The 22,986-nt window shown below is 61.3% G+C and carries 22 protein-coding genes; 11 read left to right on the plus strand and 11 right to left on the minus strand.

Going from position 1 to position 22,986, the window contains the following annotated elements:
- The first annotated feature begins 90 nt into the window (after positions 1–90).
- From BLO50_RS18075 to BLO50_RS18095, 5 genes are all read left to right on the plus strand, one after another.
- Positions 91–1,689, plus strand: a complete 1,599-nt coding sequence (locus BLO50_RS18075; RefSeq protein WP_090255558.1) for an ABC transporter substrate-binding protein — start codon at positions 91–93, stop codon at positions 1,687–1,689.
- Positions 1,690–1,956: 267 nt separating this feature from the next.
- The gene (locus BLO50_RS18080; protein WP_090255560.1) at positions 1,957–2,967 is read left to right on the plus strand and encodes an ABC transporter permease subunit; all 1,011 of its coding nucleotides are present in this window, start codon (positions 1,957–1,959) and stop codon (positions 2,965–2,967) included.
- Between the two features lie 152 nt (positions 2,968–3,119).
- Positions 3,120–4,031, plus strand: a complete 912-nt coding sequence (locus tag BLO50_RS18085) for an ABC transporter permease subunit (protein ID WP_090255562.1) — start codon at positions 3,120–3,122, stop codon at positions 4,029–4,031.
- Between the two features lie 10 nt (positions 4,032–4,041).
- Positions 4,042–5,016: an ABC transporter ATP-binding protein gene (locus BLO50_RS18090; RefSeq protein WP_090255564.1), complete on the plus strand. Its 975-nt coding sequence runs from the start codon at positions 4,042–4,044 to the stop codon at positions 5,014–5,016.
- Entirely contained in the window at positions 5,016–5,987 is a 972-nt protein-coding gene (locus tag BLO50_RS18095) for a peptide ABC transporter ATP-binding protein (RefSeq protein WP_090255566.1), read from the plus strand. Before BLO50_RS18090 ends, BLO50_RS18095 begins: the two co-directional genes overlap by 1 nt.
- A 33-nt stretch (positions 5,988–6,020) precedes the next feature.
- Here the strand turns inward: BLO50_RS18095 and BLO50_RS18100 are convergent, their stop codons facing one another.
- Entirely contained in the window at positions 6,021–6,791 is a 771-nt protein-coding gene (locus BLO50_RS18100) for a YdcF family protein (RefSeq protein WP_090255569.1), read from the minus strand.
- A gap of 26 nt (positions 6,792–6,817) precedes the next feature.
- Positions 6,818–7,261, minus strand: a complete 444-nt coding sequence (locus BLO50_RS18105; protein WP_090255572.1) for a hypothetical protein — start codon at positions 7,259–7,261, stop codon at positions 6,818–6,820.
- Between the two features lie 225 nt (positions 7,262–7,486).
- Here BLO50_RS18105 and leuS point away from each other — a divergent pair, with 225 nt between their 5' ends.
- The 6 genes from leuS to lipA all read left to right on the plus strand — a co-directional run bounded on the left by leuS (position 7,487) and on the right by lipA (position 14,653).
- Complete coding sequence (gene leuS, locus BLO50_RS18110; protein ID WP_090255574.1) at positions 7,487–10,099, plus strand: leucine--tRNA ligase; 2,613 nt, start codon at positions 7,487–7,489, stop codon at positions 10,097–10,099.
- 72 nt (positions 10,100–10,171) lie between these two features.
- The gene (locus BLO50_RS18115; RefSeq protein ID WP_090255576.1) at positions 10,172–10,783 is read left to right on the plus strand and encodes an LPS-assembly lipoprotein LptE; all 612 of its coding nucleotides are present in this window, start codon (positions 10,172–10,174) and stop codon (positions 10,781–10,783) included.
- Between the two features lie 39 nt (positions 10,784–10,822).
- Complete coding sequence (holA, locus tag BLO50_RS18120) at positions 10,823–11,857, plus strand: DNA polymerase III subunit delta (RefSeq protein WP_090255578.1); 1,035 nt, start codon at positions 10,823–10,825, stop codon at positions 11,855–11,857.
- Positions 11,858–11,939: 82 nt separating this feature from the next.
- Complete coding sequence (gene arfA, locus BLO50_RS18125) at positions 11,940–12,098, plus strand: alternative ribosome rescue factor ArfA (RefSeq protein ID WP_090255580.1); 159 nt, start codon at positions 11,940–11,942, stop codon at positions 12,096–12,098.
- A 72-nt stretch (positions 12,099–12,170) separates the two neighbouring features.
- A complete protein-coding gene (locus BLO50_RS18130) occupies positions 12,171–13,454 on the plus strand; it encodes a lytic murein transglycosylase (RefSeq protein ID WP_090255582.1) in 1,284 nt (427 codons plus the stop codon).
- A 146-nt stretch (positions 13,455–13,600) separates the two neighbouring features.
- Positions 13,601–14,653, plus strand: coding sequence for a lipoyl synthase (gene lipA / locus BLO50_RS18135; RefSeq protein WP_090255584.1), 1,053 nt, complete (start codon positions 13,601–13,603; stop codon positions 14,651–14,653).
- A gap of 82 nt (positions 14,654–14,735) precedes the next feature.
- Here the strand turns inward: lipA and lipB are convergent, their stop codons facing one another.
- From lipB to rsfS, 9 genes are all read right to left on the minus strand, one after another.
- Entirely contained in the window at positions 14,736–15,389 is a 654-nt protein-coding gene (gene lipB, locus BLO50_RS18140) for a lipoyl(octanoyl) transferase LipB (protein WP_090255586.1), read from the minus strand.
- Positions 15,389–15,664, minus strand: a complete 276-nt coding sequence (locus tag BLO50_RS18145) for a DUF493 domain-containing protein (RefSeq protein WP_090255814.1) — start codon at positions 15,662–15,664, stop codon at positions 15,389–15,391. Before BLO50_RS18145 ends, lipB begins: the two co-directional genes overlap by 1 nt.
- Positions 15,665–15,737: 73 nt before the next feature.
- The gene (locus tag BLO50_RS18150) at positions 15,738–16,913 is read right to left on the minus strand and encodes a D-alanyl-D-alanine carboxypeptidase family protein (RefSeq protein WP_090255588.1); all 1,176 of its coding nucleotides are present in this window, start codon (positions 16,911–16,913) and stop codon (positions 15,738–15,740) included.
- Between the two features lie 121 nt (positions 16,914–17,034).
- Complete coding sequence (locus BLO50_RS18155; RefSeq protein ID WP_090255590.1) at positions 17,035–18,042, minus strand: septal ring lytic transglycosylase RlpA family protein; 1,008 nt, start codon at positions 18,040–18,042, stop codon at positions 17,035–17,037.
- The gene (mltB, locus tag BLO50_RS18160; protein WP_090255815.1) at positions 18,042–19,052 is read right to left on the minus strand and encodes a lytic murein transglycosylase B; all 1,011 of its coding nucleotides are present in this window, start codon (positions 19,050–19,052) and stop codon (positions 18,042–18,044) included. The genes BLO50_RS18155 and mltB overlap by 1 nt, the downstream gene beginning before the upstream one ends.
- Positions 19,053–19,069: 17 nt before the next feature.
- Positions 19,070–20,173: a rod shape-determining protein RodA gene (gene rodA / locus BLO50_RS18165; RefSeq protein ID WP_169852852.1), complete on the minus strand. Its 1,104-nt coding sequence runs from the start codon at positions 20,171–20,173 to the stop codon at positions 19,070–19,072.
- Positions 20,174–20,211: 38 nt separating this feature from the next.
- Positions 20,212–22,101 carry a penicillin-binding protein 2 gene (gene mrdA / locus BLO50_RS18170; RefSeq protein ID WP_090255595.1) on the minus strand — a complete coding sequence of 630 codons (1,890 nt, stop codon included), beginning with the start codon at positions 22,099–22,101 and terminating at the stop codon, positions 20,212–20,214.
- Between the two features lie 13 nt (positions 22,102–22,114).
- Positions 22,115–22,582: a 23S rRNA (pseudouridine(1915)-N(3))-methyltransferase RlmH gene (rlmH, locus tag BLO50_RS18175; RefSeq protein WP_090255597.1), complete on the minus strand. Its 468-nt coding sequence runs from the start codon at positions 22,580–22,582 to the stop codon at positions 22,115–22,117.
- A 12-nt stretch (positions 22,583–22,594) separates the two neighbouring features.
- Positions 22,595–22,966, minus strand: a complete 372-nt coding sequence (gene rsfS, locus BLO50_RS18180; RefSeq protein WP_090255816.1) for a ribosome silencing factor — start codon at positions 22,964–22,966, stop codon at positions 22,595–22,597.
- Between the last annotated feature and the right edge of the window lie 20 nt (positions 22,967–22,986).

A 22,986-nucleotide genomic window follows, 5' to 3' on the forward strand; every position in this document is an offset into this window, starting at 1 on the left:
CTTGCCTACGGCATACGCCCTGCATAGCTTCTCCCAAGGTCTCCACAAGAGGCCCCTCAGGATCACAACCACAATAACCATGAGGTCACTATGCGTAAGAACGCCGTCATCCAGGCTTTACTCGCCGCTGGGCTGATCGCCAGCACGCCACTTGCCAGCGCAGCCGGCAACCTGGTGTTCTGCTCCGAAGGCAGCCCCGCCGGGTTCGACCCTGGCCTGTACACCACAGGCACCGATTTCGATGCTGCAGCTGAAACCGTGTTCAACCGCCTGAGCCAGTTCGAGCGTGGCGGCACTAAAGTGATCCCTGGCCTGGCCGAGAAGTGGGATATCAGCGAAGACGGCCTGAGCTACACTTTTCACCTGCGTCCAAAGGTGAAATTCCACACCGCCGAATACTTCAAGCCGAGCCGCGACTTCAACGCAGACGATGTGCTGTTCACCTTCCAGCGCATGCTCGACAAAGACCACCCGTTCCGCAAAGCCTACCCGTCGGAGTTCCCCTACTTCACCGACATGGGCATGGACGCGAACATCGCCAAGATCGAAAAACTCGACGACATGACCGTCAAGTTCAGCCTCAACGAAGTCGACGCCGCCTTTATCCAGAACCTGGCGATGAGCTTTGCCTCGATCCAGTCCGCCGAATACGCCGACAGCCTGCTCAAGGCCGGCAAGGCTGCCGACATCAACCAGAAGCCCATTGGCACCGGCCCATTCGTGTTCAGCCGCTACCAGAAGGATGCGGTGATCCGCTTCAAGGGCAACAAGGAATACTGGCAGCCGGATGAGGTGAAGATCGACAACCTGATTTTCGCCATCAACACCGACGCTTCGGTGCGTATGCAGAAGCTCAAGGCCGGCGAATGCCAGGTCACCCTGTTCCCGCGCCCGGCGGATCTGGACGCACTGAAAAAAGACCCGAACCTGGACATGCCCGAGCAGGCCGGCTTCAACGTCGGCTATATCGCCTACAACGTGACCCACCCGCCGTTCGACAAACTCGAAGTGCGCCAGGCGCTGGACATGGCGGTGAACAAGCAGGGCATCATCGACGCGGTGTACCAGAGCGCCGGCCAACTGGCGGTCAACGGCATGCCGCCAACCCAATGGTCGTATGACGACAGCATCAAGGACCCCGCCTACAACCCGGAAAAAGCCAAGGAGCTGCTCAAGGCCGCCGGCATCAAGGAAGGCACCGAGATCACCCTGTGGGCCATGCCGGTGCAACGCCCGTACAACCCCAACGCCAAGCTGATGGCCGAAATGCTGCAAAGCGACTGGGCCAAGGTAGGCATAAAGGCCAAGATCGTCAGCTACGAGTGGGGCGAATACCTCAAACGCGCCAAGGCCGGTGAACACGACGCCATGCTGATCGGCTGGAGCGGCGACAACGGTGACCCGGACAACTGGCTGGGCACCCTCTACGGCTGCGACGCAGTGGACGGCAACAACTTCTCCAAGTGGTGCTATGCCGACTACGACAAGCTGGTCAAGGCCGCCAAGCGCGTGACCAACACCACTGAGCGCACCGAGCTGTACAAGCAGGCTCAGGTGATTCTCAAGCGCGAAGTGCCGATCACCCCGATCGCCCACTCCACGGTCTACCAGCCGATGAGCAAGAAGGTCGTGGACTTCAAGATAAGCCCGTTCGCGCTGAACTCGTTCTACGGCGTCGGCGTCAAGTAACAGCGCTTCTCGACCAAGCTGACGAGCGGCTTACCCCGCCACTCGCCAGCCGGACAACGGCGGCCTACCCGGCTGCCGTTTGCTGGCTCCGTATAACCCGAGGATTACGCTGATGACCGAACCTATTTGGCAGTCTGCTGCCTGCCTCACCCCGCCTGCCACATGCGCGCTCGACCGGCACCTGGCTGCCGAACCACTCGCCGCATTACAACAGCGTCTGGCCATGCAGCCCGATGCACGCTCACCTTTTTTGGAGCACTGACCCGCATGCTGTCCTTTATTGCCCGACGCCTGCTATTGCTGATCCCTACCTTTTTCGGCGTCACCCTGTTGACCTTCGCGCTGATCCGCATGATCCCCGGCGACCCGGTGGAAGTGATGATGGGCGAACGCCGCGTCGACCCGGTGATGCATGCTGATGCCATGGAGCGCCTGGGCCTGAACAAACCGCTGTATGCCCAGTATTTCGACTATATCGGCCAGCTGGCCCAAGGCGACCTGGGGCAATCGCTGCGTACCCGGGAAAGCGTGTGGAGCGAATTTCTCACCTTGTTTCCCGCCACCGTCGAATTGGCCCTGGCCGCCCTGCTGTTCGCCGGCACTCTGGGGTTAGTTGCCGGTGTAATTGCCGCCCTCAAACGCGGCTCGCTGTTCGACCATGGGGTAATGGGCATCTCATTGGCCGGCTACTCCATGCCGATTTTCTGGTGGGGCCTGCTGCTGATCATGTTCTTCTCGGTGTGGCTGGGCTGGACGCCGGTGTCCGGACGTATCGATCTGCTCTACGACATTCCGCCAGTCACCGGTTTTATGCTGATCGACACCTTGCTCAGCGGCGAAGAGGGCGCATTTGTCGACGCCCTGCGCCATCTGATCCTGCCGGCCATCGTGCTCGGCACCATTCCACTCGCGGTCATCGCCCGCATGACCCGTTCGGCGATGCTCGAAGTGCTACGCGAGGATTATGTGCGCACCGCCCGCGCCAAGGGCCTTTCACCGGCCCGCGTGGTGTTTGTGCATGGCCTGCGCAATGCGCTGATTCCGGTGCTCACGGTGTTCGGCCTGCAGGTCGGCGCACTGCTGGCGGGCGCGGTACTGACCGAAACCATCTTCTCCTGGCCGGGCATCGGCAAATGGCTGATCGAGTCGATCGGCGCGCGTGACTACCCGGTGGTGCAGAACGGCATTTTGCTGATCGCCTGCCTGGTGATCCTGGTCAACTTCGTGGTGGACATCCTGTATGGACTGGCTAACCCACGCATTCGCCATCAGCGCTAAGAACCTGCCCATGGCCTGCTGCGCGTCGGCGATACGGCGTCAAAACCAGCTTCGGAATGCTCATGTGCAGCAGCACACTCCGCTTCCTCAGCCGCTTTTTCCTTGTCTCGCGCTAGCTCGCGAGGCCATGCACAGGTTCTACGGAGCCCACTATGACAACTGAAACCCTAAGCACCACACTCGATCAATCGCTGCTCTACCCTTCGCCGCTCAAGGAATTCTGGCAGGCCTTCGCCCACAACAAGGGCGCAGTCGCCGGGCTGGCGTTTATGATCCTACTGGTGATCTGCGCGCTGTTTGCGCCGTGGATCGCGCCGCACGACCCCAGCGAGCAATACCGCGAATTTCTGCTCACCCCGCCAGCCTGGCTGGAAGGTGGCCAGCTGCAATTTCTGCTCGGCACCGATGAAGTAGGTCGCGACCTGCTGTCGCGGTTGATTCATGGCGCACGGCTGTCGCTGCTGATCGGTCTGGCCTCGGTACTGATGTCGCTGATCCCCGGCATCCTTCTCGGGCTGGTCGCCGGCTTCTTTCCGCGCCTGCTTGGCCCGTCGATCATGCGCCTGATGGACATCATGCTGGCCCTGCCCTCGCTGCTGCTGGCGGTGGCCATCGTCGCCATCCTCGGCCCAGGCCTGGTCAACACCATCTTCGCCATCGCCATCGTCTCGCTACCGTCTTACGTGCGCCTGACCCGCGCGGCCGTGATGGGCGAGCTGAACCGCGATTACGTCACCGCCGCACGCCTGGCCGGCGCCAGCCTGCCGCGGCTGATGTTTATCACCGTGCTGCCCAACTGCATGGCACCGCTGATCGTGCAGGCCACCCTGAGCTTTTCCTCGGCGATTCTCGATGCCGCTGCCCTGGGTTTTCTCGGCCTCGGCGTACAACCGCCAACGCCTGAGTGGGGCACCATGCTGGCCTCAGCGCGCGACTATATCGAGCGCGCCTGGTGGGTGGTCAGCCTGCCGGGCCTGACCATTCTGCTCAGCGTGCTGGCGATCAATCTGATGGGCGACGGGCTGCGCGATGCACTCGACCCGAAACTCAAGAATGCGCAGTGAGGAACCCCGCATGAGCCTGTTGGATATCAAAAACCTCAGCGTGCGCTTCGGCGACGCCACGGCCATCCCAGTGGTCGACGGCCTCGACCTGTGTGTGGAGAAGGGCGAAGTACTGGCGATTGTTGGCGAATCCGGCTCCGGCAAATCGGTGACCATGATGGCGCTGATGGGCCTGATCGACGCCCCCGGCATCGTCACCGCCGACAGCTTGCAGTTCGACGGCACCGACATGCTGCGCCTCAAGGGTCGCCAGCGTCGGCATATCGTCGGCAAAGACCTGTCGATGGTCTTTCAGGACCCGATGACCGCACTCAACCCCAGCTTTACCGTGGGTTTCCAGATCGAAGAAGTGCTGCGCCAGCATATGAGTCTCAAAGGCCAGGCCGCCCGCCAACGCGCCCTGCAACTGCTCGACCGGGTAGAAATCCCCGCCGCCGCCAGCCGCCTGAATGCCTACCCGCACCAACTGTCCGGCGGCATGAGCCAGCGGGTGGCGATTGCCATGGCAATTGCCGCCGAGCCAAAACTGCTGATCGCCGACGAACCGACCACGGCGCTGGATGTGACCATTCAGGCGCAGATCATGGACCTGCTGGTGGGCCTGCAGCGCGAACAGAATATGGGCCTGGTGCTGATCACCCATGACCTGGCCGTGGTCGCCGAAACCGCGCAACGGGTCTGCGTGATGTATGCCGGGCAAGCGGTGGAGATCGGCAGCGTGCCGCAGCTGTTCAACGCCCCCAGCCACCCCTACACCGAAGCGCTGCTCAAGGCGATTCCCGAACATAGCCAGGGCCAACGCCGCCTGACCACCCTGCCCGGCATCGTGCCGGGCCGCTACGACCGGCCGCTGGGCTGCCTGCTGTCGCCACGCTGCCCCTACGTCCAGGCCCATTGCCGTGAACAACGGCCGACTCTGGATGCCAATGAACGTGGCGCGGCGCGCTGCTTCTACCCGCTCAACCTGACTGCGGAGGTGGCCTGATGAGCGCCGTCCTGACTGCTCGCGACCTCACCCGTCACTACGAAATCTCCCGTGGCCTGTTCCAGCCCAACGCTCAGGTGCAAGCGCTGAATGGCGTGTCCTTTGAATTAGAGGCGGGCAAGACCCTGGCGGTGGTCGGCGAGTCCGGCTGCGGCAAATCCACCCTGGCCCGCGCCCTGACACTGATCGAGGAGCCCAGCTCGGGCTCACTGCAGATCGCCGGGCAGGAAGTGACAGGGGCCAACAAGGCGCAGCGCAAACAGCTGCGCCGTGACGTGCAGATGGTCTTTCAGAACCCCTACGCCTCGCTCAATCCAAGGCAAAAGGTCGGCGACCAGCTCGGCGAACCACTATTGATCAACACTCAGCTGTCGCGCCTGGAACGGCGCGAGCGGGTGCAGGCGATGATGCAGCAAGTCGGCCTGCGCCCCGAGCATTACCAGCGCTACCCGCATATGTTCTCCGGCGGCCAGCGCCAGCGCATCGCCCTGGCCCGGGCGATGATGCTGCAACCCAAGGTGCTGGTGGCGGACGAGCCGACTTCGGCGCTGGACGTGTCGATCCAGGCCCAGGTGCTCAACCTGTTTATGGACCTGCAGGAGCAGTTCAACACCGGCTATGTGTTTATCTCGCACAACCTCTCTGTGGTGCGCCACGTTGCCGATGATGTGCTGGTGATGTACCTCGGCCGCCCGGTGGAAATGGGCCCCAGCGAGCTGATCTACAACCGCCCGTTGCACCCTTACACCCAGGCACTGCTGTCGGCGACGCCGACCATTCATCCTGATCCGAGCAAACCGAAGATCAAGATCAGTGGCGAACTGCCCAACCCGCTCTCGCCACCCAGCGGTTGCGCCTTCCACCAACGCTGCCCGCATGCCAGCGAACGCTGCCAGGTTGAACAGCCGGCATTGCGCCTGCTGGATGCACGGCAAGTGGCTTGCCACCATGCCGAGCAGATCAATAGCTAAATAATGCGAGCCCCGCCCAGGCGGGGCTTATTCCTACACCGATCCCCGGTAGAACAACCTGTAAACCAGCAGTCCGACTGCTTCATTTAGCAGCAAACCGTTCTGCCAGACCGCCTTGCTTTCTGGCAGCCAGCCGCCGGCAGGCCGGCCATTGGGCGTACCGAGAAAGCCCATCGGCGCACTGATCACCTGCAAACCCGCCTGCTCAAAACTCCAGCGTGACCTGGGCATATGCCAGGCCTGGGTCACCAGCACCACGCGGGTAATCCCCGCCTGCTTCAGCAGTTCAGCGCTGTGGCTCGCATTCTCCCAGGTGGTGCGGCTCAAACCTTCCTGCCAACGCACCGGAACGTCGTAATCACGCGCCAGCACCTCAGCCATCAACGCCGCTTCACTGGGCGGTACGCCAAAGTGCAACCCGCCACTGGTTAGCAGCGGCAAACCAGAGGCCTTGGCCAGGCGAGCCGCGAAACGCACCCGTTCCAATGCCAACAGACTGGGCTGATCCGAACCCCAGCCGGGATCAGCCAGCTCACGCCCGCCACCCAGAACCACAATCACATCGGCCTGCCGAGCTAAATCAGCCCATTGCCGCTCATTTAATGCCGGCTCGGTTTCCAGTACCCGCGCCGAATACTCGACCACCACCGGCAGGCTAAACAGCCACATACCGCCCAGCCCGACAACCAAGCAGCCCGCCGCCAAGCGCGGAAAACGCCGACGCAGCCACCAGGCGGCCAGCAGCAAAAGCAGGAACAGGCCTGGCGGAAGGAAGAACTGTTTGAGGATGTAGCGAATCGGCATTGGGCACCTCCATGGGTGCGCGCAGCCTACCGATGATTGCTCGCCCGAAACAACTGCGAGCCGCAGGCTTTGCAGGCCTGCACGCCATTGCCGGACTGCCAGCCCGCCAGAGTCCCGCACAGGGCGCAGCACAACTGTAGACGGCGTTTAAGCAGCGGCTTGATCTTGCCGGGCAGCGCGGCGGTGGGTTTGTGGCCGGACCGGCCAATCTTGCGTGAGCTTGGTAGTTGCTCAATCTGCGCCATTTCCTGCGCTGCGGCATGCCAGCCGCGCAGCCAGTCCAGGTCGCGATTCAGATAAGCGCGAATCAGCTCCATTTCCGCCGCCGTAAGCCCGCGTAGCTCAAGTTCCAGCGGCGGTTGTGCAGACAGTGCACTCAGGCTATCCGCCTCATCCAACGCCATTGCAAGGCGTTGCAGCAGCCGCTCATAGAGCCCGCCATCAGCTGCACCACGCCGAAACTCCGCCATCCTTCACCTCGCCCGGAGCAGGCTGCTGCTCCCTATAGCAAGCTTAGCGTTCGCGCCTTAACCGGCAGTACCTCGCGACAAACGGCGCGGCCGGCCAGGCGCAACAGACGAGCATGGCCAGGCCGCCATAGCTGGAGCGCAGCGCAATCAGGGTTTCCCTGAATAAGCGGGGCTCATGTATGCTACCGCGTTTCCCGCAAGCCCTTATTCCCAGCGCCGGTAGCCATGCAAGAACAGTACTCGCCCCGTGAAATCGAAGCCGCCGCGCAGTCCCATTGGGACGCGCAGAAATCCTTTGTAGTGAGCGAACAGCCGGGCAAGGAGACCTTCTACTGCCTGTCGATGTTCCCCTACCCGAGCGGCAAGCTGCACATGGGCCATGTGCGTAACTACACCATCGGTGACGTAATCAGCCGCTACCAGCGCATGCAGGGTAAAAACGTGCTGCAGCCCATGGGCTGGGACGCGTTCGGCATGCCGGCGGAAAACGCTGCGATGAAAAACAAGGTCGCGCCGGCCAAGTGGACCTACGAAAACATCGAGTACATGAAGAGCCAGCTCAAGTCGCTGGGTTTGGCTGTGGACTGGACACGCGAAGTCACCACCTGCAAGCCAGATTACTACCGCTGGGAGCAGTGGCTGTTCACCCGCCTGTTCGAAAAAGGCGTGATCTACCGTAAGAACGGCAGCGTCAACTGGGACCCGGTGGACCAGACCGTACTGGCCAACGAGCAGGTTATCGACGGTCGCGGCTGGCGCTCGGGCGCGGTGATCGAAAAGCGCGAAATCCCGATGTACTACTTCAAGATCACCGCTTACGCGGAAGAGCTGCTGAGTAGCCTGGACGAACTGGATGGCTGGCCGGAACAGGTCAAGACCATGCAGCGTAACTGGATCGGCAAGAGCTTCGGCGCTGATGTGGTATTCGACTATGACCAGGCCAGCGTCGGTATCGACGGCCAGCTCAAGGTCTACACCACCCGCCCCGACACCTTGATGGGCGCGACCTACGTCGCCGTGGCCGCCGAGCACCCTCTGGCGCAACGCGCCGCCGAGAGCAATCCGGCTATCGCAGCGTTTATCGCCGAATGTAAAGCCGGCTCCGTAGCCGAAGCCGACATGGCCACCATGGAGAAGAAGGGCGTTGCAACCGGCCAATTCGTTATTCATCCGCTCTCCGGCGACAAGCTGCCGGTGTTCGTCGCCAACTACGTACTGTGGGGTTACGGCGAAGGCGCGGTTATGGCCGTGCCCGCGCACGACGAGCGCGATTTCGAATTCGCCAACAAGTACGACCTGCCGATCAAGCAGGTCTACACCGGCGAAGGCAAAGAATACGACGCAACTCAATGGCAGGACTGGTATGGCGACAAAGCCGGCCTGAGCAGCATCAACTCCGGCAAATACGACAACCTCGACTTCAGCGCCGCCTTCGATGCCATCGTCGCGGACCTGGAAGCCAACGCCCATGGCGCGCGCAAAACCCAGTTCCGCCTGCGCGACTGGGGTATCAGCCGTCAGCGTTACTGGGGCTGCCCGATCCCAATCATCCACTGCGATACCTGTGGCGACGTGCCCGTGCCGGAAGACCAGCTGCCCGTCGTACTGCCCGAAGACGTAGTGCCGGACGGTGCCGGCAGCCCGCTGGCGCGCATGCCCGAATTCTATGAATGCAGCTGCCCGAAATGCGGCAAGCCGGCCAAGCGTGAAACCGACACCATGGACACCTTCGTTGAGTCGTCCTGGTATTACGCTCGCTACGCCTCGCCGCATTACACCGGCGGTATGGTCGACCCTGAAGCGGCCAACCACTGGCTGCCGGTGGATCAGTACATTGGCGGTATCGAACACGCAATCCTGCACCTGCTGTATGCGCGCTTCTTCCACAAGCTGATGCGTGACGAAGGCCTGGTCAGCTCGAATGAGCCGTTCAAGAACCTGCTGACCCAGGGCATGGTAGTCGCCGAGACCTATTACCGCACCCTGGAAAACGGCGGTAAAGACTGGTTCAACCCGGCCGATGTGGAGCTGGAGCGTGACGCCAAAGCCAAGGTCATCAGCGCCAAACTGAAAAGCGACGGCCTGCCGGTGGAAATCGGCGGTACCGAGAAGATGTCCAAGTCGAAGAACAACGGCGTCGACCCACAATCGATGATCGATCAGTTCGGTGCCGACACCTGCCGCCTGTTCATGATGTTCGCTTCACCGCCGGACATGAGCTGCGAGTGGTCTGACGCTGGCGTTGAAGGCGCCAACCGCTTCCTGCGCCGCGTCTGGCGCCTGGCGCAAAACCACGTCAACCAGGGTATCGCTGGCGCACTCGACCTGGCCAGCCTGAATGACGAGCAGAAGGCCGTGCGCCGTGCGATTCATCTGGCGATCAAGCAGTCGAGCTTCGATATTGGCCAGCACCACAAATTCAACACCGCCATCGCCCAGGTGATGACGCTGATGAACGTGCTGGAGAAAGCCGCACAAACCACAGCTCAGGACCGCGCCCTGTTACAGGAAGGTCTGGAAGCGGTGGCGCTGCTGCTGGCGCCAATCACGCCGCATATTAGCCATCAGCTGTGGCAGGAACTGGGCCACGACGAAGCCATTATTGATGCCGCCTGGCCACAGGTGGATGAGTCTGCCCTGGTACAGGACAGCCTGACGCTGGTGATCCAGGTCAACGGTAAGCTGCGCGGACAGATTGAAGTGCCAGCCAGCGCCAGCCGCGAAGAGGTTGAGGCCAGCGCCCGCAGCAACGAGAACGTACTGCGCTTTACCGAAGGCCTGAGCATTCGCAAGGTCATCGTGGTGCCAGGCAAACTGGTCAACATTGTTGCTAACTGACTAGTCGCCAACTGATTAAGCTCGGCGCGACCGCACAACGGCGCGCCGCAAGACACGCCAAGGGGATAAAAGATGATCAAACGGAATCTGTTGGTAATTGGCCTGGCCACCCTGCTCAGCGCTTGCGGCTTCCAGCTGCGTGGCACCGGTGACGTGCAGTTCGCCCTCAAGGAACTGGATGTCAGCGCGCGCAACGCCTATGGCGAAACCGTCAACCAAGTGCGTGAAGTGCTGCAGAACAACGACGTCAAGGTCTATCCAGGCGCACAGTACCGCCTGGTATTGAGCAACGAGCAGGAAAATCGCCGCGCCGCCAGCTTCACCAGTTCGGCCCGCACTGCTGAGTACGAGCTGAGCAAAACGCTGGAATATGAGATCCGTGGCAGCAAAGACCTGCTGCTGATGAGCGACAAACTGGAAGCCCAGAGCTTCTACACCCAGGACGGCAACAACCTGATTGGCGGCGACCAAGAGGCCGCTCAGCTACAACAGGAAATGAACCGTGAGCTGGTCCAGCAACTGGTCCAGCGCCTGCAGCAGATCACCCCAGCGCAACTGGACCAACTGCAGCAAACCGCAGAAGCCAAGGCTCAAGCCGAAGCCGATGCGCTGGAAGCCGCTCGCCAGCAACAGGCCGCGCAACCGCAGCAGTCGCCAATCCAGCTGCCGATTCCCGCCCAGTAAGCTCGCCGGGCCGCGCAAGCGGCCCTGCTCTGCGCCCCCATGAAGCTTAACTCCGCACAACTCGGCAAACACCTGCAGGGCAACCTGAGCCCAGTGTATGTGGTCAGTGGCGACGAGCCGCTGCTCTGCCAGGAAGCCACCGACGCCATTCGCGCCGCAACCCGCCAGCAGGGTTTCAGCGAGCGCCAGGTGTTCAACGCCGACAACAACTTCGACTGGGGCAACCTGCTGCAAGCCGGTGCCAGCCTGTCGCTGTTTGCCGACAAACGCCTGCTGGAATTGCGCCTACCGAACGGCAAGCCCGGTGACAAAGGCGCAGCCGCGCTGCTCGAATACCTCGCCCGCCCCGCCGAAGACACCGTGCTGCTGATCAGCCTGCCGAAACTCGACGGCAGCGCGCAGAAGACCAAATGGGGCAAGGCGCTGATTGACGGCGCGCAGACGCAATTCGTGCAGATCTGGCCAGTCGATGCCAACCAGCTGCCGCAGTGGATTCGCCAACGTCTCGCGCAATCGGGCCTCAGCGCCAGCGCCGAAGCGGTGGACATGATTGCCGTGCGGGTCGAAGGCAACCTGCTCGCCGCTGCCCAGGAAATCGAAAAGCTCAAGCTGCTCGCCGAAGGCACGCAGATCGACGTCGACACCGTGCATGCCTCGGTTGCCGACAGTGCACGCTTCGATGTTTTCGGACTGATCGATGCCGCCCTCAATGGCGAAGCCGCCCACGCCCTGCGCATGCTCGAAGGCCTTCGCGGTGAAGGCGTCGAGCCTCCGGTCATTCTCTGGGCTCTGGCCCGGGAAATCCGTCTACTGGCCACCATAGCCCAGCAGTACAGCCAGGGCATGCCGCTGGAAAAAGCCTTCAGTTCCGCGCGCCCGCCAGTCTGGGACAAGCGCCGCCCGCTGGTCAGCAAAGCCCTGCAACGCCTGTCGGCCGCACGTTGGGCTGCGCTGCTGCAGGATGCCCAGCAGATCGATGCGCAGATCAAAGGCCAGGCGGCCGGCGATCCCTGGAGCGGCCTGAGCCTGTTGACGCTAAACATCTGCGGTCAACGCCTGAGCCTATCTCGCTAGCGGCCAAACCCTGGACTTTTAGCGGGGTGCGGATCATGCTTCGCCCGCCTGCGACGTGCAGGTCATTTGCCGAGGAAACGTCATGGCGAAGAAAGCCAAACGCGGCCCAAATAAGGCCAAATCCCTAATCGCCCAGCCACTGTTTCGCTCCCGCCAGGAAACACCCAGCAAAGGCAAAGGCAGCTACCGCCGCGAAGCCTCCCAGCAAAACTGGGAGGCTTCATACGTTCTGGCTGCCTGAAAAGCCCGCCACAGCCCGCATACCGCCTCAATCATGCTAAGGTTACGGCCTGCAAAATGTGCCGAGATCACCATGCCTTACCTGCTTCTTCGGGGCCTGTCCCATAGCGCCATCGCCTGCCTGCTGCTGCTTCTGACTGCCTGCGCCGAAGCGCCGGCGCAGCCACTTGCCGCTGCGCCCGTCACAGCCAGCACGACCCCTGCCAGCCCAGCAGCCAGCGAGGCCAGCAGTCCAACCCCGTTACTCAGCTTCGATGAATGGCGCATGCTGCTGCGCAGCGATGCCATTGCTGCCGGTATCGACGCCGCCTTGTTCGATAGTACATTCGCCGACATCACCCTGGACCCCAGAGTGGTCAGCTCCGACAACAGCCAGCCGGAGTTCACGCGCCCGGTGTGGGAGTACATCGACGGTGCCGTTTCCGTCTCGCGCATCGCCCAGGGCCGCCTGCTCAAGGCGCAGCACCGTCCGACCCTGAAAGCCATTCGCAGCACCTACGCCGTCGACCATGAAGTGCTAATTGCGATCTGGGGCATGGAAAGCAATTACGGCAGCAATATCGGCAGCCATAACGTCATCCGTTCCCTCGCGACCCTGGCCTACGATGGCCGCCGCCAAGTGTTCTGGCGCAGCCAGTTGTTGGCCGCGCTGCAGATTTTGCAAGCGGGTGATGCGCCTACGCAGGGGCTGATCGGATCTTGGGCGGGCGCCATGGGACAGACCCAATTTATGCCGACCACCTTCAATCAGCATGCCGTGGACTTCGATGGTGATGGGCGGCGCGACCTGTGGACGTCAGCCCCCGACGCACTGGCCTCGGCCGCACATTATTTGCAGGCGTCCGGCTGGGAAAATGGTCAACCCTGGGGCTTTGAGGTAAACCTGCCACAGGGCTTCGATTACGCCCTGGCAGACCCCGAAATACGCCGCACCGTGGCGCAGTGGCGCATCCTGGGGATCAACCCGGCCAGAGCCATTGATGCCAACGAGCAGAGCCAGGCCACGCTGTTTTTGCCCGCCGGTCATCGTGGCCCGGCTTTTCTGCTGTTGAATAACTTCCGCAGCATCCTCAAGTACAACAACTCCACCGCCTACGCCCTGGCCATTGGCCTGCTGAGTGATGCATTGGATGGCAATCCGGGCGTACAAGCCGCATGGCCGCGTAACGATCGCCAACTGGGGCGCAGCGAGCGGATCGAGCTGCAAGAGTTGCTGACCAGCAAAGGCTACGAGCCTGGCCCTGCGGACGGCATCATCGGGGCGAACACACGCAAGGCCGTGCGTGCTTTTCAGCAATCCCAGGAAAAACCTGCCGATGGCTACCCCAGCCACGAGTTGTTGCAGCAACTCCGGTAGACGACTGAACGGCACTCAGGCACCACCTGGCAGGGCGCTAGCACCACACGGCGCCCGCCGGACTGAACGGTCAGCTTCTGTGATAAGCTGCGCGGCGGCCACAAGCCGCCTCGTTCACGGAGCCTCTAGCGGAGCCCAGATTGCCGATGTCCGATACCTCCCCGCCTAAAACCGTCGCCAGTGGCGAAAAATTTCGTACCACCCAAGGCATCACCGCGATCAAGGACGGGCAAAAGCGCCGCGCCTCCAGCGAGCCTCAGGTGTTCGAGCCCAAACCCAAGTGGCTGCGAGTCAAGGCGCCTGGCGGCAGCCGCTTCGAGGCGGTCAAGCGCAATGTCAGCGAACACCGCCTGAGCACCGTGTGCCAGGAATCCCACTGCCCGAACATGGGCGAATGCTGGTCCAACGGCACTGCCACCATCATGCTGATGGGCTCGGTGTGTACCCGCGCCTGCCGCTTCTGCGCAGTGGACACCGGTAATCCAAACGGCTGGCTGGACTTGGAAGAGCCGCAGAACACCGCCAAGTCGGTTGAGCTGATGGCCCTGCGTTATATCGTGCTGACCTCGGTGGATCGCGACGACCTGGATGACGGCGGCGCCAGCCACTACGCGGCCTGCGTAAGGGCGATCAAGGAGAACACCCCGCAGGTGGTGGTAGAAGCGCTGACCCCAGACTTCGACGGTGATCTACTGGCCATTGAACGTGTGGTGGATTCTGGCCTTGAGGTGTTTGCGCAGAACGTTGAGACGGTCAAACGCCTCACTCACGTGGTACGCGATCCACGCGCGGGCTATGAAAAGACCCTGAATGTACTGGCACACGCCAAGCGTCACCGCCCGGACGTGCTGACCAAGACCAGCCTGATGTTGGGCCTTGGCGAGACGGATGAAGAGATTATCCAAACCATGGATGACCTGCGTGCCATCAACGTTGACATCCTCACCCTCGGCCAGTACCTGCAACCAACGCGCAATCACCTGAAGGTGCAGCGCTGGGTCAGCCCGGAAGAGTTCAACCGTTTCCGCGAAATCGGTCTGCAGAAAGGCTTTATGGAAGTCGCCGCCGGCCCGCTGGTACGTTCCAGCTACCGCGCCGACAAGGTGTTCGAGAAGAACAACCTAGGGCTGGCCGCTCCGGTGCCAGTGCCGGGCCAACAGCTCGATAACAGCCTGATACCTGCCCTCAATCTGAACTGATTGAGCCACACAACGCCTGACCTTGGGCTTTGCCTGGGGCCAGGCGTTTGTGTATCTGCTCTGCCTATCTGCCCTGCCCGCTCTAGCAGTCTATTGAGCCCGCCAGGCTCTGCTGCTGCGCGTAGTCGAGGTGCTTGACCAGCTGCTCACGCAGCCGCGCGCTGACCTCGGACATAGTGATCGGCCCCGCCACCTGATCAGCTAACTGGGTCATGGCCATACCGACATAGCCGCAAGGATTGATGCGCTGGAACGGTTGCAAATCCATATCCACATTCAGCGCCAGACCATGAAAGGAACGGCCGTTGCGGATACGCAGTCCGAGCGAAGCGATCTTTGCACCATCGACATACACACCCGGCGCATCCGGCTTGGCATTGGCGTTGACGCCATAGCTGGCCAACAGATCAATCAGGCTGCGCTCGATACGGCTGACCAGTTCACGCACACCAATGCCGCTGCGGCGCACATCCAGCAGCAGGTAAGCCACCAGCTGGCCCGGACCGTGGTAAGTCACCTGACCACCGCGATCGACCTGCACCACCGGAATATCCCCCGGAAACAACACATGCTCGGCCTTGCCGGCCTGACCCTGGGTAAATACGGGGGAGTGCTCGAGCAGCCAGATTTCGTCAGGCGTATCTGCGCCACGGCTGTCAGTAAAGCGCTGCATCGCATGCCAGGTAGGCTGATAGTCGACCTGACCCAGCTCACGAAAGCCGAGCGGCAGGTCCATCACAGCACCATGTGCACGATACCGGTCGCGCGTAGGGCACTGTTGATATCGCGCAACTGATCTTCGCTGGTGGCTTCGATATGCAGCTGTACGGTGGTGTACTTGCCGTTGCTGCTCTGGCGTTCGGCCAGGGTGCTGAGATCGACCTTGGCGTGCTGGCTAAGGATCTCTATCACCGTACTTTTGTAGTTGTCGCCACTGTCACCGACCACCTTGATCGGGTAGTCCGCGCAGGGGAATTCGATTTTGTGCGATTTGACGTCTGGTTGATTCATGGCAGTAACGGCCTCGTAAGCCGTGGCAACAACAACGCCCTTGCGGGTCGGCAAGGGCGCGCTGGTCACGCTATCAGTTGAACAATCCGAAGAAGAACAGGCTGATGCTATCCCACAGACGACGGAAGAAACTGCCTTCCTCAACGGCCTCGAGAGCAATCAGATCGGCGCTGTGCACCACTTCTTCACCCAGTTTCACTTCAACCTTGCCGATCACATCACCCTGGGCAATCGGGGCAGTGAGCTGCGGGTTGAGGATCATGCCGGCCTGCAATTTTTCCAGCTGACCTTTCGGCAGCGTCAGGCTCAGATCAGCACCGAGGCCGGCTTTGACCTGACGCACAGCGCCTTTCCACACTTGGGCCTGAGCCAGTTCCTGGCCTTGCTTGTAGAAGGTGCGGGTTTCGAAGAAGCGGAAACCATAGGTCAGCAGTTTCTGAGTTTCTGCGGCACGGGCAGACTCGCTGACAGTGCCGAATACCGAAGTGATCATGCGCGCGCCATCACGTACGGCCGACGCCACCAGGCAGTAGCCGGCTTCTTCGGTATGGCCGGTTTTCAGGCCATCAACGGTCTTGTCACGCCACAGCAGCAGGTTACGGTTGCCCTGCTTGATGTTGTTCCAGAGGAACTCCTTCTGCGCATAGATCGCATAGTGTTCCTGGTCTTCATTGATGATGGCGCGGGCCAGAATGGCCATGTCATGTGCGCTGGAGTAATGCTCCGGATGCGGCAGACCGGTGGCGTTCATAAAGTGGCTGTTGGTCATCCCCAGGCGCGCAGCGGTCTCGTTCATCATGTCGGCGAAGGCATCTTCGCTGCCGGCGATGTACTCGGCCAGAGCAATACTGGCGTCGTTACCCGACTGTATGATGACGCCGTGCAGCAGGTCATCAACCTTCGCCTGGCTGTTCAGTGGCAGGAACATGGTCGAACCACCGGATGCAGCACCACCGGTACGCCAGGCATGCTCGCTGATAGGCACCAGGTCCTGCTCACCGATCTTGCCCTTACGAATTTCCAGGGTGGCGATGTAGGCGGTCATCAGTTTGGTCAGGCTGGCCGGCGGCAGGCGCTGATCACCGTTGTTTTCGACCAGCACCTTGCCGCTGGCGGCGTCCAGCAGCACATAGGATTTGGCAGCCAACTGCGGCGCAGAAGGAATCACTTGCTGATTGGCCCATACGGCCGGAGCGCTGAGCAGGAAAAGTGATAGGAAAACGCGTTGCGCAAAGCTGGTGATATTCATCCGTCTCTCTAGATTGCTGATGGTTGAACAGGCCCAGTGGGCCTAATTTGCTAATTCTCCGACCACCCGTGAATGGCCGGAGTTGAGTGTTTAGTCCCGCAGATGCTGCAGAAGTGCCGTATTAGTCAGGCTTGACCAGGGTTGGCTCGCCAAGATTGGCCAGGCGTACGCTGCTCTGCAGCTGCTCAGCCTCGCTTTGGCTGCTCACCGGCCCCAGGCGCACGCGGTGCAATATCTGCTGGTTGCGCACCACTGAGCTGACGAACACGGGTGCAGCTACCGTCTCGCTCAGCTTGGCTTTGAGGAGCTCCGCAGCGTCCGGATTGGCGAAGGCGGCCACTTGGAGATACAGGCCAGAGGCTCCGACTGAAGCGTTTTTTTTTGCGTCAATCTGCACGGGGAGCACCGCGGCGGCATGCTGCTGCGGGGGCGGTGAATACTGCTCAACCGGCTGCGCGATCGGTTGCGCTATTGGCTGAGCCTGCGCCACTTGCTGCGGGGCGGCCAAGACCATGGGTACCGGACGGCCTTGCTGAGCCCACCACTCGTGCGGGTCAATACCTTCAACCTTGACCCGCGCGGTGCCACTTTCGGCATAGCCGAGCTTCTTCGCTGCGGCGAAGGACAAATCGATAATCCGATCGGAATAGAACGGACCACGGTCGTTAACCCGCAGAATCGCGCTCTTGCCGTTTTCCAGGTTGGTGACGCGCACATAGCTCGGCAACGGCAGGGTTTTGTGTGCAGCGGTCATGCCGTACAGGTCGTAGGTTTCACCGTTAGCAGTGGCCTGACCGTGAAACTTGGTGCCATACCAGGACGCCGGGCCGACCGCCTGATAGCGACGGGCATCGGGAATCGGGTAGTACTGCTTGCCGAATACAGTGTAAGGGCTGGCCTTGACAGGGCCGTAGTGCGGCATCGGTATCGCATCAGGAATCCGCGATACGTCGACATCCCACCAGGGTGCGCCATCCTTATGCGGACGGTTGAAATCACCCGGCCCGGAAATCGCACCACCCGGCTGCTGCACCGGTGCAACCGGCTGCGGCGCACGGGTGGACGAGCAACTGGCCAGCAGCAGCGCAAGGCTGCCGCATGCAGCCCATTTAAAAGGCAAACGCGACATCAATTCTTACCCCGTGCATCAACCAGCAACTCGGCCAGCTGATTGACCGCCATGGCATACATCACACTGCGATTGTAGCGGGTGATCACAAAGAAGTTCGGCAGGCCTAGCCAGTGCTCAGCGCCATCAGCACCTTCCAGACGGAAGGCCGTTACCGGCAAATCGTCAGCCAGCGGGTCGGCGCTGGTCCAACCCAACGCACGCAGCTCACCAACAGTTTTCACCGGATCGAGCCCAACCGTCAGTCCCTCTTCGGCCTGCACGCCTTTGACAGTCGCGGCACTGACAACCGGCTGTCCCGGCTGCCAATGGTGACGTTTAAAGTAGCTGGCGACGCTGCCGATGGCATCCGCCGGGTTGTTCCAGATATTGATATGACCATCGCCATCGAAATCCACGGCGTAGGCGCGGAAGCTGCTCGGCATAAACTGCGGCAGCCCCATGGCGCCGGCGTAAGAGCCGGTCATGCTCAGTGGCTCGACCTGCTCTTCACGGGTCAGCAGAAGAAACTCGCGCAGCTCCTTGCGGAAGAACGGCGCACGCGGCGGATAATCGAAGGCCAGGGTCGACAGAGCATCCATCACCCGCCAGCTACCGGTGTTACCGCCATAGAAGGTTTCCACCCCGATAATGGCCACAATCACTTGCGCCGGCACACCGTACTCAGCCTCAGCACGAGCCAGGGTTTCTTCGTGCTGCTTCCAGAATTCAACACCCTTAGTGATACGTTTGTCGGTGATAAAGATCGGCCGGTAATCCTTCCACGGTTTAGCCTTTTCTGCCGGACGCGAGATCGCATCAAGGATCGCCTGTTTACGCTCGACCTGGGCGAACAGCTCGACCAGCTGCTCACCGGCAAAGCCATAGTCACGGGTCATTTCGCCGACAAACTCAGCCACCTGCGGTGACTGCTGATAATCACCAGCTAGCGCGGGCTGAGCCACTGCGCACACCCCAGCCAACGCCAGCCAAGGTGCAGTACGAACTATCCAACCACGCGCGTTTTGCATTGAATTCATAATCCCAATCAAGCCTGTGTCATCCACTTACGATGAGTGTGGATCGACATCAAAATCCCAAACCCTGCCAACAAGGTGATCAGCGAGGTGCCGCCATAGCTGATGAAGGGCAGCGGAACCCCCACCACCGGCAGCAGGCCGCTGACCATACCGATATTGACGAAGACATAAACGAAGAAAGTCATGGTGAGCGCGCCGGCGAGAAGCTTACCGAACAGCGTCTGCGCTTGCACGGTAATCACCAGGCCGCGCGCGATCAACAGCATGTACACCAGCAGTAACAAACACACGCCAACCAGGCCGAACTCTTCGGCCAACACGGCGATGATGAAGTCGGTGTGGCTCTCCGGCAGGAAGTCCAAGTGCGACTGGGTGCCTTGCAGCCAGCCCTTACCGAGCACACCGCCCGAACCAATCGCCGCCTTGGACTGGATGATGTTCCATCCACTGCCCAGCGGATCGCTTTCCGGGTTGAGGAAGGTCAGCACGCGCTGCTTCTGGTACTGGTGCATGACGAAGAACCACATGCCAATGGCAATCGGCACCACCGCGGCCACCGCGCCAATCACCCAGCGCCACTGCAGGCCGGCGATAAATAGCACGAAGCCGCCGGAGGCAATGATCAGCAGTGAAGTACCCAGATCCGGCTGCACCAAAATCAATCCAAATGGCACGATGATCATCGCCAGGCTGATGCAGATATGCTTGAGCCGCGGCGGCAAGCTGCGGTTGGACAGGTACCAGGCAATGGTTGCCGGCATGATGATCTTCATAAACTCCGAGGGCTGAAAGCGAATCACCCCGGGAATATTGATCCAGCGTGTGGCGCCCATGGCGTTGTGCCCCATGACGTCCACCACCACCAGCAGCCCCACGCCACCGACATAGGCCAACGGCACCCAGCGCGCCATAAAACGCGGCTCGAACTGGGCAATGATAAACATGCCGACTAGGCCGATGCCGAAGGAACTGGCCTGCTTCATCAGCAGATCAACGTTCTTACCACTGGCCGAATACAGAATAAACAGGCTGCCGGTGGCGAGAATCAGCAGCAGCAACAGCAGAATGCCGTCGATATGCAGGCGCTGCAGGATGGTCGCCCGGCGACGCATCAGGTCTTCGGAGGACAGGTTGCGGTCAAAATTACTGTTCATGGCGCAGCGACCTCAGCCGCCACTGGCGGAGCGTATTCGGCTTTCAACTGACCGCTTTCATCCAGCAACCACGCATCGATGACCTGCTTGACCACTGGCGCAGCCACCCCGGAGCCAGACTCGCCGTTTTCCACCATCACCGACACGGCAATCTGCGGGTTATCTGCCGGAGCAAATGCCACAAACAGCGCATGGTCACGGTGACGCTCGGCAACCTTGCTGCGGTCGTATTTCTCCCCCTGCTTGATCGCCACCACCTGAGCGGTACCGCTCTTGCCGGCAATCCGGTACAACGCGGCATCGCCGACCTTGCGTGCGGTACCACGCGGGCCGTGCATGACCGACACCATGCCCTTGATACCGGCGTCCCAGAACTTCGGATCACGAAGCACGATATCCGGTAGTGGGTTGGGGTCTGTGGGAATGCGCCCCTGGATGGTCTTGGCCAGGTGCGGGCGAATCCACTTGCCGCGCGTGGCCATCAGTGCCGTGGCCTGTGCCAGTTGCAGCGGCGTGGTCTGCATATAGCCCTGACCGATACCGAGAATCAGCGTCTCGCCCGGGTACCAGGCCTGCCGGTAACGCGCGCGCTTCCAGTCCCGCGACGGCATCAGCCCGGCGGTTTCTTCGAACATGTCCAGCGACACGCGCTGACCCAGCCCGAAACGGGTCATGTAGTCATGCATGCGGTCGATGCCCATCTTGTGCGCCAGCGAGTAAAAGTAGGTGTCGTTGGAGCGCATGATCGCGTAATCCATATCCACCGAGCCGTCGCCCGTGCGGTTCCAGTTGCGATATTTGTGGCTGTGGCCGGGCAACTGATAAAAGCCGGGGTCGAACACCCGAGTCTGCGGCGTGACTACGCCAGCATCCAGACCAGCCACCGCGACCATCGGCTTAATGGTCGAGCCGGGCGGATAGAGACCGCGCAATACGCGGTTGTATAGAGGACGGTCGATAGAATCGCGCAGGTCGGCGTAAGCCTTGAAGCCAATCCCGGTAACGAAGGGGTTAGGGTCGAAACTTGGCTGACTGACCATCGCCAGCACCTCACCGGTCTGTGGCTGGATGGCCACAATCGCACCACGGCGACCAGCCAGGGCCTTTTCAGCGGCCTCCTGCAAGCGGATATCGAGGCTCAGCACGATGTCCTTGCCAGGCAGCGGGTCAGTACGTTTGAGCACGCGCAGCACACGGCCACGGGCGTTGGTTTCGACTTCCTCGTAACCCACTTCACCGTGCAGCTCGTCTTCATAGAAACGCTCGATACCGGTTTTGCCGATATGGTGCGTACCGCTGTAGGCCACCGGATCGAGTTCTTTCAGCTCTTTCTCGTTGATCCGCCCGACATAACCCACCGAATGGGCAAAATGCTCGCCCAGCGGGTAATGCCGCACCAGCTGCGCGGAGACCTCAACGCCAGGCAGACGGAACTGATTGATCGCGATACGGGCAATCTGCTCCTCGCTCAGCTCGAACAGCACCGGTACCGGCTCAAACGGTCGCCGCCCCTGACGCACACGCCGCTCAAACAGCGCGCGCTCATCCGGGCCCAGCTCCAGCACCTCGACAATCACGTCGAGCACCTGCGGCCAGTCGCCGGCGCGTTCGCGGGTCAGGGTCAGGCTAAAGCTTGGCCGGTTATCAGCGATGATCACCCCGTTGCGGTCGTAGATCAGCCCACGGTTTGGCGGGATCGGCTGCACGTGGATGCGGTTGTTTTCCGCCAGGGTGGTGTGGTGCTCAAACTGCACCACCTGCAGGTAATACATGCGCGCCACGAGTACCGAGGTCAGCAACAAAACCACCACAGCACCAACCACCGCGCGTTTGCGGATCAGGCGGCCGTCTTTCTCGTGGTCTTTGAGGCGGATTGGTTGCGGCATCGATGGCTGCTAGTTATTTGTGGTAAGGGTGGCCGGACAACACGGTCCAGGCACGGTACATCTGTTCGCCGATCAGAATCCGCACCAAGGGGTGCGGCAGGGTCAGCGGCGACAACGACCAGCGCTGCTCACTGCGCGCCTGCACCTCAGGTGCCAGCCCTTCCGGGCCGCCGACCATCAGGTTGACGGTGCGCGCATCCAGGCGCCACTTGTCGAACTCGACCGCCAGCTGCTCGGTGCTCCAGGGTCGCCCTTCGACTTCCAGGGTGACAATGCGTTCCCCAGGCTGCACCTTAGCCAGCATGGCCTCGCCTTCCTGGCGGATCATTCGCGCCACATCGGCATTCTTGCCGCGCGTGGTCAGCGGAATTTCCACCAACTCCAGGGACAACTCGCTGGGCATGCGCTTGGCATATTCCTGCCAGCCCTCTTCCACCCAACGCGGCATCCGCGAGCCGACGGCGATCAGTTTGATCCGCACCGCTACGCGTCCTTATTCCTGCTCTGGGCCCGGCTCGGCGCTGAACTGCGCACGGCTCTGCTCAGCACCTTGCCACAGACGCTCAAGGTCATAGAACTGGCGAGCTGTCGGCAGCATCACGTGAACCACGATGTCGCCGAGGTCGAGCAGTGCCCACTCGCCGGTATCCATGCCTTCAGTGCCGATTGGGCGTACGCCCTGCTCCTTGACCTTCTCCAGCACGTTGTCGACCAGCGACTTAACGTGACGGCTAGAGGTGCCGCTGGCGATCAGCATGAAATCGGTGATGCTGGTTTTGCCGCGCACGTCGATGGTGGTGATGTCCTGCGCCTTGATTTCTTCCAGAGCGCTGATGGCCAATTTGACCAGATCTTCGCTCTGCATTTTGCTTGCGTTCGTCATAA

The organism is Pseudomonas peli (assembly GCF_900099645.1).
GTDB lineage: Bacteria > Pseudomonadota > Gammaproteobacteria > Pseudomonadales > Pseudomonadaceae > Aquipseudomonas > Aquipseudomonas peli.

What these genes read in the sequence shown, in the direction of transcription:
- rodA (WP_169852852.1), bottom strand. Translation starts at nt 20,173, where the DNA reads ATGCGTCGCCGGGCGACCATCCTGCAGCGCCTGCATATCGACGGCATT.
- holA (WP_090255578.1), top strand. Translation starts at nt 10,823, where the DNA reads ATGAAGCTTAACTCCGCACAACTCGGCAAACACCTGCAGGGCAACCTG.
- BLO50_RS18075 (WP_090255558.1), top strand. Translation starts at nt 91, where the DNA reads ATGCGTAAGAACGCCGTCATCCAGGCTTTACTCGCCGCTGGGCTGATC.
- BLO50_RS18095 (WP_090255566.1), top strand. Translation starts at nt 5,016, where the DNA reads ATGAGCGCCGTCCTGACTGCTCGCGACCTCACCCGTCACTACGAAATC.
- BLO50_RS18150 (WP_090255588.1), bottom strand. Translation starts at nt 16,913, where the DNA reads ATGAATATCACCAGCTTTGCGCAACGCGTTTTCCTATCACTTTTCCTG.
- BLO50_RS18090 (WP_090255564.1), top strand. Translation starts at nt 4,042, where the DNA reads ATGAGCCTGTTGGATATCAAAAACCTCAGCGTGCGCTTCGGCGACGCC.
- BLO50_RS18085 (WP_090255562.1), top strand. Translation starts at nt 3,120, where the DNA reads ATGACAACTGAAACCCTAAGCACCACACTCGATCAATCGCTGCTCTAC.
- mltB (WP_090255815.1), bottom strand. Translation starts at nt 19,052, where the DNA reads ATGCAAAACGCGCGTGGTTGGATAGTTCGTACTGCACCTTGGCTGGCG.
- BLO50_RS18155 (WP_090255590.1), bottom strand. Translation starts at nt 18,042, where the DNA reads ATGTCGCGTTTGCCTTTTAAATGGGCTGCATGCGGCAGCCTTGCGCTG.
- leuS (WP_090255574.1), top strand. Translation starts at nt 7,487, where the DNA reads ATGCAAGAACAGTACTCGCCCCGTGAAATCGAAGCCGCCGCGCAGTCC.
- mrdA (WP_090255595.1), bottom strand. Translation starts at nt 22,101, where the DNA reads ATGCCGCAACCAATCCGCCTCAAAGACCACGAGAAAGACGGCCGCCTG.
- BLO50_RS18100 (WP_090255569.1), bottom strand. Translation starts at nt 6,791, where the DNA reads ATGCCGATTCGCTACATCCTCAAACAGTTCTTCCTTCCGCCAGGCCTG.
- lipB (WP_090255586.1), bottom strand. Translation starts at nt 15,389, where the DNA reads ATGGACCTGCCGCTCGGCTTTCGTGAGCTGGGTCAGGTCGACTATCAG.
- BLO50_RS18080 (WP_090255560.1), top strand. Translation starts at nt 1,957, where the DNA reads ATGCTGTCCTTTATTGCCCGACGCCTGCTATTGCTGATCCCTACCTTT.
- lipA (WP_090255584.1), top strand. Translation starts at nt 13,601, where the DNA reads ATGTCCGATACCTCCCCGCCTAAAACCGTCGCCAGTGGCGAAAAATTT.
- BLO50_RS18145 (WP_090255814.1), bottom strand. Translation starts at nt 15,664, where the DNA reads ATGAATCAACCAGACGTCAAATCGCACAAAATCGAATTCCCCTGCGCG.
- BLO50_RS18130 (WP_090255582.1), top strand. Translation starts at nt 12,171, where the DNA reads ATGCCTTACCTGCTTCTTCGGGGCCTGTCCCATAGCGCCATCGCCTGC.
- BLO50_RS18115 (WP_090255576.1), top strand. Translation starts at nt 10,172, where the DNA reads ATGATCAAACGGAATCTGTTGGTAATTGGCCTGGCCACCCTGCTCAGC.
- arfA (WP_090255580.1), top strand. Translation starts at nt 11,940, where the DNA reads ATGGCGAAGAAAGCCAAACGCGGCCCAAATAAGGCCAAATCCCTAATC.
- BLO50_RS18105 (WP_090255572.1), bottom strand. Translation starts at nt 7,261, where the DNA reads ATGGCGGAGTTTCGGCGTGGTGCAGCTGATGGCGGGCTCTATGAGCGG.
- rsfS (WP_090255816.1), bottom strand. Translation starts at nt 22,966, where the DNA reads ATGCAGAGCGAAGATCTGGTCAAATTGGCCATCAGCGCTCTGGAAGAA.